9 protein-coding genes and 1 pseudogene are annotated in these 13,247 nt (G+C 45.4%); 4 read left to right on the top strand and 6 right to left on the bottom strand.

The features are described 5' to 3' along the window. Positions 1 to 146 precede the first annotated feature (146 nt). From Q9R24_RS04140 to Q9R24_RS04150, 3 genes are all read left to right on the top strand, one after another. Positions 147 to 1,340 (top strand): MFS transporter, encoded by a 1,194-nt coding sequence (locus tag Q9R24_RS04140; RefSeq protein ID WP_071851097.1) that lies wholly within the window; start codon positions 147 to 149, stop codon positions 1,338 to 1,340. A gap of 222 nt (positions 1,341 to 1,562) precedes the next feature. Continuing rightward, complete coding sequence (locus Q9R24_RS04145; protein WP_004644879.1) at positions 1,563 to 3,971, top strand: YgiQ family radical SAM protein; 2,409 nt, start codon at positions 1,563 to 1,565, stop codon at positions 3,969 to 3,971. Between the two features lie 398 nt (positions 3,972 to 4,369). Beyond that, a complete protein-coding gene (locus Q9R24_RS04150; protein WP_005108423.1) occupies positions 4,370 to 4,918 on the top strand; it encodes a DUF2726 domain-containing protein in 549 nt (182 codons plus the stop codon). 56 nt (positions 4,919 to 4,974) lie between these two features. Here Q9R24_RS04150 and Q9R24_RS04155 read toward each other — a convergent pair whose 3' ends face one another. The 6 genes and pseudogenes from Q9R24_RS04155 to mdtD all read right to left on the bottom strand — a co-directional run bounded on the left by Q9R24_RS04155 (position 4,975) and on the right by mdtD (position 11,237). After that, on the bottom strand, positions 4,975 to 5,331 hold the full coding sequence (locus tag Q9R24_RS04155) for a RidA family protein (RefSeq protein WP_005101539.1): 357 nt from the start codon (positions 5,329 to 5,331) through the stop codon (positions 4,975 to 4,977). After that, positions 5,321 to 6,631, bottom strand: coding sequence for a shikimate transporter (gene shiA / locus Q9R24_RS04160; protein WP_311203777.1), 1,311 nt, complete (start codon positions 6,629 to 6,631; stop codon positions 5,321 to 5,323). Before shiA ends, Q9R24_RS04155 begins: the two co-directional genes overlap by 11 nt. A 222-nt stretch (positions 6,632 to 6,853) precedes the next feature. After that, complete coding sequence (gene dinB / locus Q9R24_RS04165) at positions 6,854 to 7,909, bottom strand: DNA polymerase IV (protein WP_005248454.1); 1,056 nt, start codon at positions 7,907 to 7,909, stop codon at positions 6,854 to 6,856. Positions 7,910 to 7,929: 20 nt separating this feature from the next. After that, positions 7,930 to 8,946 (bottom strand): annotated as a pseudogene (locus Q9R24_RS04170) (MBL fold metallo-hydrolase). 53 nt (positions 8,947 to 8,999) lie between these two features. Next, the gene (locus tag Q9R24_RS04175; protein ID WP_004644887.1) at positions 9,000 to 9,779 is read right to left on the bottom strand and encodes a GH25 family lysozyme; all 780 of its coding nucleotides are present in this window, start codon (positions 9,777 to 9,779) and stop codon (positions 9,000 to 9,002) included. Between the two features lie 66 nt (positions 9,780 to 9,845). Further along, positions 9,846 to 11,237 (bottom strand): multidrug transporter subunit MdtD, encoded by a 1,392-nt coding sequence (mdtD, locus tag Q9R24_RS04180; protein ID WP_195725454.1) that lies wholly within the window; start codon positions 11,235 to 11,237, stop codon positions 9,846 to 9,848. A 178-nt stretch (positions 11,238 to 11,415) separates the two neighbouring features. On the opposite strand from mdtD, the gene Q9R24_RS04185 reads away from it, so the two are divergent. Further along, positions 11,416 to 13,233, top strand: coding sequence for a choice-of-anchor I family protein (locus tag Q9R24_RS04185; protein ID WP_404976558.1), 1,818 nt, complete (start codon positions 11,416 to 11,418; stop codon positions 13,231 to 13,233). The last annotated feature ends 14 nt before the right edge of the window (positions 13,234 to 13,247 follow it).

The raw sequence follows: 13,247 nt of genomic DNA on the forward strand, positions 1-13,247 counted from the left end.
TAAACACCCCCGACCATAAGGCCGGGGGTGTTTTTTTTATGCGTGGGATTTTAGTCAAATAACAGTTGTTTATGTGCTATTTCGACTGAAACATCACATAAAAACAAAATTGAGAGGCGTATACTGAACCGGTCTATGGAGCGGATATGTCCTCAAATTCATCTTCAAGCCATATTGAATATGGCTCTTCTGCTTTTAAAGCAGTGCTTTTTTCCTTATTTCTTGCTGGCTTTGCCATTTTTTCATCACTGTATTGCGTACAGCCCATGATGCCGATTCTGGCTGATTATTTCCAGGTCAGCCCGACTCAAAGCAGTTTCCCTTTATCTTTTTCTACCATTGCCTTGGCAGTTGGTCTTATTTTTACTGGGCTGATCTCGGACCGATTTGGTCGTAAGCCGATTATGGTCTGGTCTCTATTTTCAGTCTCAGTATTATTACTATTAAGTGCAATATTGCCGATCTGGTCCGTGTTTCTGACCACACGAGTAATGATTGGATTGACAGTCAGTGGTGTCGCTGCGGTCGCGATGACTTATATCGGGGAAGAAATTGCAGAAAAAGATATCGGTTTTGCCATGGGCTTATATATTTCTGGCACAGCGATAGGTGGTATGGGAGGGCGTTTAATTGCCGGAGTTTTAGTTGATTTTATCTCTTGGCAATCTGCTACTTTGTTGATTGGTATTTTAAATCTCTGTATTGCAGGCTTATTTTATTACCTATTACCCGCTTCGCAACATTTTAAAGCCTATCCAATCAAGCTCAATCGTTTTAAAAACTCATTTAGACACAATCTGGCTGATCCGAAACTTCGGGTTTTATTCCTGCAAGGTTTTATCTTGATGGGCTGCTTTGTCTCGGTATTTAATTATCTGAGTTATCGCTTGATCCAAGCGCCATTTGAGTTATCTCATGTCTGGATTGGCGTGATTTCAATTACTTATTTGGCTGGTATTTATAGCTCCCCTCGAGCAGCACATTGGGGACGGCATTATGGCAAATTCAATATATTGGCAGCCATGATCCTGATGATGCTTGTGGGCTTGGCGCTGATGCTGATCAATCAGTTGGTTATTGTTTTTATCGGATTGCTGATTTTTACTTTTTCTTTTTTCGCTGCCCATTCGACTGCCAGTAGCTGGGTGTCGATCCAGTCCTTACAGTATCGGGCAGTCGGTTCGTCGCTGTATTTATTTTGCTATTACCTGGGTTCAAGTGTGTGGGGGAGCTCAAGCGGATTGGTGTGGGAGAACTATGGCTGGATAGGATTAACTGTGTTTATTGCCGCATTATTATTGACTGGTTTGTCATTTAGTTTAAAACTCCGTTCAAATTAGAGATTATTTCCAAGCTTTTCTCCTCATAAATAAAATAAATTTCTTTTTTGATATATTTAAACTTTAGATTCAAGTGATAAATAAAGCGTGATTCAGTTAGTCTCTGATTTTGTATAAATTATAATCAAGCAAGCTAGAGCTGATTCATGGTAAAATAATCGGCTTTCATCTTTGATCTTATTTTTAGATCTCCTACCATCTGCCAGCCGAGAATTGCTAGCCATGTCTACTGCTTATACCATGCAGACTGCGCCAAAAGCGTTGTTTGATTACGACAAATATTGGGCGTCTTGTTTTGACCCTGCGCCATTTTTGCCGATGTCACGCGAGGAAATGGATCAACTCGGCTGGGACAGCTGTGATTTTATTTTAGTTTGTGGCGATGCTTATATCGATCATCCATCTTTCTGTTCAGGCATTATTGGCCGTACCCTAGAAGCACAAGGCTTCCGTGTCGGCATTATTGCACAGCCAGACTGGACCAGCGTGGATGCGTTCCGCGTTCTGGGTAAACCGAATATTGCTTGGGGTGTAACAGCAGGGAATATGGATTCTATGATCAACCGTTATACGGCTGACCGTAAAATCCGTTCTGATGACGCCTATTCACCAGACAACCAGCCAAACAAACGTCCAGACCGTGCGGCAACCGTGTATTGTCAGCGTGTTCGTGAAGCTTATCCAGATGTACCGGTATTGCTCGGCGGTATTGAAGCATCGTTACGTCGTATTGCACACTATGATTACTGGTCAGACAAAGTCCGTCGTTCAGTCTTGATGGATTCGAAAGCCGATCTTTTGATGTACGGTAATGGTGAGCGTTCAATCACTGAAATTATGCATCGTCTGGCGCGTGGCGAGAAAATTCACGAGATTACTGATGTTCGCGGTACAGCGTTTATTGTGAATAAACACAACCGTGCCTCTAAAGCCAAATTTGTGGAAATTGCATCGAATGATGTGGATGCGATTGGCCGTGTTGATCCAATTATTAACCCTTATGTCATGACTGAAGATATCGAGGGTTGTGAGATTGAACAAGGGAAGGATTCTAGCCAGTACCAAGGTTTCCAAAAAGAACATGTAGCCAATCCGATTGTGCGAGCAGGGGATGACTTAGATCCTGATACGCAAATTGTGCAACTGCAACCGGCTTCTAAAGCGATTAAACATAAGTTGCCGCCGCGCGAATTGGCCGTAATTCGTTTGCCTGCTTTTGAAGAAGTTGCTGCAGATCCAGTGCTTTATGCACATGCCAACCGTATTCTGCATCTGGAAACCAATCCGGGGAATGCGCGTGCCATGGTGCAAAAGCATGGTGAACGTGATGTCTGGTTGAATGCACCGCCAATTCCGTTGACTACCGAAGAAATGGATTACGTGTTTGACCTGCCTTATGCACGTCTGCCGCACCCTGCTTATGGCAATGCACGTTTCCCGGCATTCGACATGATCAAGTTCTCTGTGAATATCATGCGTGGCTGTTTTGGTGGCTGTACCTTCTGTTCAATTACGGAACATGAAGGTCGTATTATTCAGAACCGTTCTGAAGAATCAATTCTGCGTGAAGTGGAAAAAATCCGTGATACGGCTCCAGGCTTTACTGGCATTATCTCGGACCTGGGTGGCCCAACAGCCAATATGTACCGTCTGGCATGTAAAGATCCTGAGATTGAAAAGAACTGTCGTAAACCGTCATGTGTATTCCCGGGCGTGTGCCAAAACCTGCATACCGACCATGCGCCATTGACGCAGTTATATCGTAAAGCACGTTCTTTACCAGGCATTAAAAAAATTCTGATTGGTTCAGGCCTACGTTATGACCTTGCGGTTTTAAACCCTGAATATGTCAAAGAACTTGTCACCCATCATGTCGGTGGTTACTTAAAAATTGCGCCTGAACATACCGAGAAAGGTCCACTCAATAAAATGATGAAGCCGGGTATTGGTACCTATGACCGCTTCAAGCAAATGTTTGATCGTTACAGTAAAGAAGCCGGTAAGGAACAATACTTGATTCCTTACTTCATCGCGGCGCATCCGGGCACCACCGATTACGACATGATGAATCTGGCGATTTGGTTGAAGAAGAATGGTTTTCGTGCCGATCAGGTACAGACCTTCTATCCATCACCGATGGCGACTGCAACTACTATGTATTACACGGGTAAAAACCCGCTGGCGAAAGTGGCGCGTTATACTGAAAATGTTGACATTGTGAAAGGTGAGAAGCGTCGTCGTTTGCACAAAGCTTTCTTGCGTTATCATGATTCAAACAACTGGCCTTTACTGCGTGAAGCCCTGAAAGAAATGGGTCGTCAGGATTTGATTGGTAACTCGAAACAGCATTTGATTCCGACTTATCAGCCTGTAGGCAGTGCAGACGGTCAGTATCAATCGGCGCGTAAGAAAAACTCGACGGTTGCCGGTGATTCGCAAAAACGTACTGGTGAGCAAGGGAATCGTAGCAAGGCTGCACAAGCTCAGTCTCGTCCTTCAAATACCAAGAAACGTCCTGAACGTGGGCAAATTCTGACCCAGCACACAGGTTTGCCGCCGCGTGAAACAGGCGATGCCAAAAAACCGTTTGGTGGGCCAAAGCCTAAAGCGAAGCCCAAATCACGTGCATAATTAAGTTAATAAAAAGACACTTCGGTGTCTTTTTTTAGCTCTTGGGTAAAGTAACGTAGCCTGAGCTTGTTCGTTGAAAGTGTAAAAGAATATATTATTTGCATTAAGTTCTTTAAAAAAGTGATATAAAAATAACACTTTGTCGGAATTGTCCTACAGTTGGGCAGATATGTATTGCGATCAATTCCATGGATGTTTTAGAGTGCATTATCAGTACTTTAAATCCACTTTCATTGGCATCCAGAGAGATGTCACTTTAGGTAACACAGAATCGAGTTTTGATACCAGTTGTATGGGTATTTAAACAGATTAGTTGTTAGCTCTATTTAAAATAAAGCGTGGGTTTATACTGCACAACAATAAAACAAAAATGATTATAAGAATGCAAGGATTTAGGCATGACCACCTATATTATGATTGGGAGTTTCCTGCTCTTCTGTGTCGTGCTCATGGCATGGAAAAAGCTCGGAAATAATTCCAAACCACAAGACAGCGCGTTAAAGCAGCGTGCTATTTTTAACCTGAATGAGCAATTGACCTTCACTCGCCTGAGAGAAGTATTACCTGAATACATTATTCTGGCACATGTTTCCTATGATGCCTTAATGACGACTAAATTTAACCGGACTCGACATAAGTACCGCAACCTGACTGCAGATTTTGTAATTCTGGACCAACAGCACCAGATTCTGGCCGTGGTGGGAGTGGATGATCCCTTAATCTTAAAGCGTCCCCAGCAGACGGGTTTTCAGGATGCATTACTAACCATGGCCGGTTATCGGGTGATTCGCTACGAGGATGTGCCGGAATATTATCAGTTGCGCCAGGACTTCTTGCAGGAGCAAGCGCAAATGCAGAAAATGCCCAAATATACAGTTAGCAATGATCTGAAAAAATATTATTTATATTCGGATTTAGAGCGCAGTAAAATTAAAGCAGTCGGTTAAAACAAAAAAGCATGCCAGAAGCATGCTTTTTTTTTATGAGTATCGATCTTGAAACATTATTCCGGTTTAACCGCCACGACGGTCAGCTCGACCAATACCCGTGGATCATAGAGTTTTGCTTCGACACAGGTACGAGGCAGGGCTTCGATATCAGCGACCCAGGCATCCCAGACTTCATTGAAGGCTGCATAATCCTTTTCAATATCTTTCAAATAGATAGTTACCGACATGATGTGACTTTTGTCTGTGCCGGCATCTGCCAGAAACTGGTCAATAATATCTAAAGTCTGTTGGGTTTGCCCTTTAATATCCAGTTCGACATCTGTGGCCAGCTGGCCGGCAAGATGCACCAGATTACCGGCAATAGCAATTTCCGAAAAGCGTTTCGAGACGTGTAAACGTTCAACTGTCATGTTGTTCATCCTGAGTTTTGGGCATCAGGGCTGCGACCAGTGCAGTCAGCAGACAACCCACCGCCAGATAGATGGCTACATAATGCCATGAACCATCCGCCCAAATCACCAGTGCCGCTGCAATAAATGGGGTAAAACCACCCCCAATGATGCTCGCCACCTGATAGCCAACTCCGGCACCGCTGTAGCGGTATTCTGTGCCAAACAGGGAGGTGAAAATCGGTTGATGGACACTGACCACCATATCGTGTGCGACGTTCGCCAGTAAAATTGCCCCCATGATAATCATCCAGGTGTTTTGTGCATCGAGCGCCATAAAGAATGGAAAGGCTGAAAGCGCACCAATCAAACCACCCCAGACACACATTTTCTGATGATTGAATTTATCCGCCAGCCAGGCAAAGAAGGGAATACTGAAACAGCTAATGGCCCCGACCATCAGGGTGATATTCAGAAAGAACTGTTTGTCCATGCCCAGGTTACTGGTGGAATAGTTCAGGGCAAAGTTGGTAACCAGATACATGGTCAGCAATTCAGTCAGACGTAAGGCAATGATATAAAAGAAAGCTTTTGGATGTTTGCTAATCGCTTGCAAGATCGGCAGCTTTTCTGGTTGATGATCAGCTTTCACCACCTTTTCTACAAATTCCTGAGATTCATCCTGATCACGGCGAATCCACATGGCAATGCCGATCAACACGATACTGGCTAAAAAGGGAATACGCCATGCCCAGTCCGCAAAAGCTTCTTCACCCAGTGTCGCAATAATAATGGAGACTGCACCGGTCGCCAGAACCAGACCGACGCCGTAACCGACCTGAACGCCACTGCTGTAAAAGGCCTTTTTTCCTTTTGGCGCATTTTCTACGGCCATGAGTGCTGCACCGCCCCATTCACCACCGACAGCAAAGCCTTGCAAGGCCCGAAAAAACACCAGCAGTACCGGTGCCCACCAGCCAATCGCTTCAAAATTTGGCAGCAAACCAATCCCGACCGTGGAAATTCCCATCAGGACTACCGTAAGTACCAGCATTTTCTTGCGGCCGAGCTTGTCACCAAAGTGACCAAATACCACACCACCTAATGGACGAAACAGGAAGCCGACCCCGAATGTGGCTAGTGCCGCCAGGGTGCCCATATTCTCGCCAATACTGGGGAAAAACTGATCTTTAAAAATTAAGGCTGCAACAATGCCGTAAAGGAGAAAATCATACCAATCGACAACAGCACCAACAAAACTAGATAACGCAGCTTTACGTGCGCGTTGTTCTTGAACAATAGAAGAATTTACAGAAGACATGCAGGAGGGGATTCCATGAGTTACATCAGAGTTGCCCTGTAATATTCGGATTTGATCGTCACGCTAATCACAGGACATCATGCTGAAAGTAAAGGTGATTTTCAGCATCTCGGCACATACATGGATAATGCATTGCGCAGATAGAGTACTCTAAAAAATCAAAATGTAAAAACAAAGTTGCCGTATTTTTAAACTGATGCCTAAAACATGATCAAAAAAGGTTTAGAGTAGCAATAACTGGGTTTCAGTTTCGGGGACGCTGAGCTGATACACGCCGACGCCGATCAGCCGAAATTGCATCTGCGGAGCAATATGCAGGTCGTCGAGCAGTAAGTCCAAGGCTTGGGCTAATTCCTGTGGGCTACGCAGCACCTGTTTAAAACTTTTACTGTGTTGCATCACCTGAAAGTTCTTGAGTTTTAATTTGACCGTAACGCCGCGAGCCGAAAGCTGTTTCTTTTGCAGGCTTTGCCATACTTGTCCAAGTAAAGGTTCCCAATAGGGGCGACATTGGTTTAGATGAAGGTCATCATCAAAAGTGGTTTCTTTGGAAATTTGCTGGCGCTCCCGTTCCACCTCAACCGGTCGTTCATCAATGCCTTGAGCATACAAAAATAGCCGCCGGCCATATTTGCCAAAATGCTGAATCAGCAAGGCTTCATCAATTTGCTGTAAATCGCCTAAAGTTTCTAGATTCAGGCTTTTCAGTTTTTCCTGAGTGACTTTTCCGACGCCGGGAATTTTTTTCAGTGGCAAATCCTGGATAAAACGCTGTACTTGTGACGGCTTAATCACACAGATGCCATTCGGTTTGTGCCAGTCCGAAGCAATTTTAGCGAGAAACTTGTTGGGCGCTACACCAGCAGAAGCAGTTAATCCGGTGGCTTGAAAAATATCCTCGCGAATTCGCATGGCGACTTCGGTAGCACTTGGGATTTGTTTTAAATTTTCTGTGACATCCAGAAAGGCTTCATCTAGAGACAGTGGTTCAATCAGGGAAGTATATTGTTGGAAGATCTGATGAATCTGTGCCGATACCTGCCGGTATTTGGCAAAATCTGGCTCAATCACGATAACTTGAGGACACAGTTTGCGCGCCTGCCCCATGGACATGGCAGAACGCAGGCCATAAACCCGTGCCGGATAGGAGGCAGCCGCGACCACCGCCCGAGGATGATGCGAGGCTATCACCACAGGTAAGTCTTTCAGTTCTGGACGTTCACGCAGCTCAACCGAGGCATAAAACGCATCCATATCGAGATGAATAATTTTGCGCATGTTCGCTATCTTAAGGGGCTTTAATCGGATTGGGAAGCGAAGGCTGAGTTGAGTAAATAGGGTTGCGGTCCGCTGAGCAGAATGACTTTTGTCCCTTGTGTCTCGGCAGCCTGAATCAGAAGTTGCAAACTTTTTGGAGTGTCATCGGCAAGACGGGGTAAAAATTGCAGCGGCTGGTTTAACGGCTGAAAAAAATCATCCCAATGCACCGGAATCACCACTTTGAGCTTGAGGAGGTTCAGGGTTTAAGCCAGATATTGCTGCTGATAGGCATCGGATTGTCTGGAAAGCTGGGCAATGCCTAAAAACAGGGTGTCGACTTTCAGATGCTGCAATTGCTCTGGAATAAATCCGGTACTGGCCTTGACCAGAATTTTATGTCCTGCATGCTCAATCAGGTAGTCGAAACTGCCACCTTCCTTAAATTCGGAAAATTTAGCCGGAAGAGTTAAAGGCCGCAGCAGCTCTTCGCCTAAATCATCATTTATCGCTGTGGGCGGGGTATGTTGTGAGGGAATTGCCGTGGTCTGGAAATGTCCCCATTGCTGTACTTGCCCAGGCTTAATCGGCTGTAATTGCTGTGGAGTAACTTTGGGATTTGCCCGGGCGATATTCAGGGTGCTCGGCGAACCGACCACAGCAGTTTCGGGAAGCATCTCTAGTAAAGCCGGGACATCCAGAACATGATCATAATGAGAATGACTGACCAGAATGGCTTGGGTTCGGCTCAATTCATGGCATTGTACCAGTTGTTCTAAGAGCAGCTTATCACTTTGAATAGGTCGAGTAATTACTTGCCGCAAAGATGGCCGGCTAAAGAAACCATCGATCAGGATCTGATCGTGGCCATCATCGAGTAACAGGGTGGACACACCAAAAAATTTGACTGTAAGCCCGTGAACGGATATACCGGTTTGCGGCTGCCACGCTTTAAAGTCACTAACCTTGCCCGAAGCTTGCAACAGATAAGCCAGCATACCCGCGATGAGTAGGAGTAGAATCACCAGACCGAGTAAAATGCCTTTTATCCATTTCAATCTTTTTATTTCCTTGTTGTTTTTATAAAGAACTTGTTTTCAGGCGATTAGCTTTATTTCGCTTTATTCTCAGATGAAGGTACTACAATTGCATTCTTTTTGAGAAAATCCAGCCATTGCTGTTCTGAGCCATAAAAAACATTCAGGTCTACCGGTGTGGTAATACCGGGAATTTTCCCCTGACTGGTATGTTGCCAAAACGTCCATTTAGGCTGATCTTTTAAATCAGGCAGACCTTTGTATTCACGTACCCAGAGTGGTACGTTAGGAAAGTGTCCTGCCAGTACAATATTATAAAAAGCTTTAGAAATATAGAAAATCGGCTGCTTGCCATAATGCTTTTTCAGGGCATCGTGCATCACCTGAATTTCGTTTAAAAGCTGCTCTTTAGAATAGGTATTGATGCATTTGCTGTCATATTCCAGATCAATTACTGGCGGTAAGGCATCCGGTTTATTGGGTACGGAGTCAATAAAATTCTGGGCTTGAATGCTGCCATCGCGGCAGAGCCGGTAAAAATGATAGGCACCGACCAAAAAGCCGCGTTCACGTGCTTTCAACCAATTTTCCTGAAAACGGGTATCTTTAAAGTCGCCGCCTTCAGTGGCTTTCAGATAAACAAAACGGTATTTTTCAGGCGAAATCTGCTGCCACTGAATCTCTTTTTGATGATGCGATACATCAAAACCCTGAATAGGATAATCGGCTGCATGGGCAGACGGTGCTTTCATCAGGCACAGATAAACCATGGCGATCGTAATCACAGTGATCAGTATGCCCAGCCCAATCAAGAGCGATTTATGAACTCTGTTCGGAGCCTGATTTTTTTGCATTTTCAGTCCTTGCCTATATGTGATTTAGCCTAAAACTTACAATCAGCCCAAAGTGAATATAGCGCATCAAACCGGGGTATTTTTAGGAATATGCCAGAAAATATAGGCCGCAATAATATTGATGCAGCCTAAACAGATCAGTGACACATGAAAAGCAGCCACCAGATTGTCGGCGCCGTAATAGGCACTCAGCATGTTCACCAGTGTTCCTGCCAGTGCCACCCCGATACTCATCGACAGCATCATGATCATCGACAGGAAACTGTTGCCGCTACTGGCATCCTGCTGGCTTAAGTCCTTTAAGGTCAGGGTATTCATCGACACGAATTGCAGTGAATTTAAAATGCCGAAGATAAAGAAATGAATCGCACGGAGCCAGATAGGGGTTTCCGCTGTGGTTAGGGCAAAACTGGCAATACACAGACCCACCAGCAAAGTATTGACCAGCAAGACACGGCGATAGCCAAAACGCTGAATGATGTTGCGGATAATCGGTTTGGAGGCCAGCGAACCGAGCACAGTCGGAATCATCAATAAACCGGTAATAAAAGGTTCAAAACCGAATGCGACTTGCAACATCAGAGGCAATAAAAACGGAATCGAGTTGCCGCCGAGACGGGCAAAGAAATTACCCAAAATGCCAATCGCATAAATTTTATTTTTAAACAGCTGGCTGCGAAACAGCGCGTTGCTATGCGTATGTGAATGATAGGCATAAATCAGGGTGGCCAATAAACCGGCCAGAATCAGGCTGAGGCTCCACCACAGCGAGTTGTGTGGACTGGCAAAATTTTCAATTCCGAGACAGAGGCCCACCATGGCCACGACCAGCAAGATAAAGCCCCAATAATCAAAATGGGCGACTGTAGGTTCAAGTACATTCGGCATGGCCTTAAAGGTAATCAGTGCGCCCAGCAAGCCAATCGGCAGATTGATCAGGAAAATCCAGTGCCAGGACAGATATTCGACCATCCAGCCACCTAGGGTCGGGCCAATCAACGGACCAATCAGACCGGCCAGACTCATCAGACTCATGGCGGCCAGAAATTGGGTACGGGGAATGATCTTCAGCATCGCCAAACGGCCGACCGGTAGCAATAATGCACCACCGATCCCTTGAAAGATCCGGTACACCAATAATTCATTCAGGCTACTTGACCAGGCACAGCCCAAAGAGGCCAAAGAGAAAATAATAATCGCAGCAAAATAGGTATTTCTGACCCCGAACCGGTCTGCCAGCCAGCCACTTAAGGGAATGCAGGCCGCCACAGACAGCACATAAGCCACGACCACACTGTGCATGCGTAGCGGATCTTCCTGCAAATTTTGGGCAATTGCAGGTAAGGCGGTATTAATAATGGTGGTATCCAGCCCCTGCATGAAAAAGCCAATCGAGACCAACAAGACCAACAATCTAAACTCGGGATCTAAGGCTTGATGCGTAGGCGTGGCATTCATAATTCTGGAAAACTGAAAATTTTTAATAGTTTAAAGGAATCAGCCGAGTCTGTCGTATATAAAGCGTTTCAACTTTTATAGCAGTGTTGTGTCAAGGAACTGCAACCGATCTGTCATGGCACTGCAATGCTCTGGTTATAAATTGGTCACGAATTCTTCATGATAGATCAACAAAAAAATGAAATTAAAATTAAAGTCTTTGATAGTGGCCATGCTGGCTGTGGGGATGGTGGCATGTGGAAGTGAGAATGAAAATGAAACACCGGTTCCAATCGTCGAGGCTACACCGAACTCGATCGAGTTAAGCAAATTAGCTGCTTATGAATCGGGTATGTTTGCGCAAAGTGCAGCAGAAATTCCGGCCTTTGATGCCGAGAGTCAACGCCTATTCGTGGTCAATGCCAAAGAAGGCGTATTGGATGTACTGGATTTAAGTCAACCTGATCAGCCGAAAAAAATAACATCTATCACGGTCGATGACATTGCGCCAGAGGCTGAGGTCAACAGTGTCGCGGTACATAATGGCATTGTCGCCATTGCGATTCAGGCTGCTGTGAAAACCGATCCTGGCTATGTGGCCTTATATCAGGCCAAAGACCTGAGTAAGCTGGCCCACGTACAGGTGGGTGCCTTGCCGGACATGTTGACTTTCACACCGGATGGTCAAAGCTTGCTGGTGGCCAATGAAGGCGAGCCTTCTGATGATTATCAGGTCGATCCAGAAGGTTCAGTGTCTGTCATTAGTCTGGCCAATTTAAAAGCCCCGATCGTTCGTACAGCAGACTTTAAGGCCTTTAATGGATGGGAAGCAGCATTGCGTGAACAGGGCATCCGCATTTTCGGACCAAAGGCCAGCACAGCTCAGGATTTTGAACCTGAGTACATCACTGTTTCAAAAGATGGAAAAACTGCTTGGGTTGCCTTACAGGAAAACAATGCCTTGGCCAAAATTGATGTGGCTTCTGCCAAGGTGCTCGCTGTTTATCCATTTGGCTTTAAAGATCATGGCATGAAGGGTCATGGTATGGATGTCAGCGATGCGGATGGTGTCGAGGGTAAAGGCAAAATCGATATTCAAACTTGGGCCAATGTCCGTGGCTTATATATGCCAGATGCGATTGCAAGTTTCGAGGTCGCGGGTAAAACCTATATTGTGTCTGCCAATGAAGGCGATGCCCGTGCCTGGGGTGAAAACAATCCTGCATATTTCAATAACGATACCAGCCAAGGCTTTGTAGAAGAATGGCGGGTGAAACACTTGGTGCATGCTAAAGGCTTTGACCGCCGTCTGGGTGATGATTTACCAGCTCATCTTCGGGTATTGGCCAAAGGTGCAGAACTCAATCCAACTAACTTTGCCTACTGCGGTGCTATTGTAGGGGATGCCAAAGACTGCCGTGAAGATCATCTGTTGGGCCGTTTAAATATTACGTGGACCGAAGGCTATCAAAAAAATGCCGATGGTACAGCCAAACTGAATGAACGGGGCAATCTGGTCTATGATCATTTATATAGCTTTGGTACACGCTCGGTCAGTATCTGGGTGGAAAATGATCAGCAGACCGGTTTAGAACTGGTATGGGATTCGGGCGATCAGTTTGAGCAGTATATTGCCAAACATCATCCTGAGATTTTCAACTTTAATCATGAAGAAGCCGGACTGGATAATCGCAGTGACAATAAAGGGCCGGAACCTGAAGGGGTGGCCTTGGGGCAGATTGGTCAAAAAACCTTTGCCTTTATTGGGCTGGAGCGTGTCGGTGGCATCATGGTCTATGATGTGTCTACACCTGCATCACCAATCTTCGTGCAATATATTAATTCACGTGATTTTAAAGCAACCACAGCGCAGATTGAAATGGGACAAGCCGGTGATTTAGGACCGGAAGGTTTGGTATTTATCCCCGCCAAAGACTCCCCGAATAAGAAACCACTCTTGGTGGTCGGCCATGAAGTCAGTGGCAGCACCACGATTTATCAATTAAATCTCAAGTAACCAAAAGCTTTTAG

It is taken from the genome of Acinetobacter sp. RRD8 (genome assembly GCF_031844225.1).
Taxonomy (GTDB): domain Bacteria; phylum Pseudomonadota; class Gammaproteobacteria; order Pseudomonadales; family Moraxellaceae; genus Acinetobacter.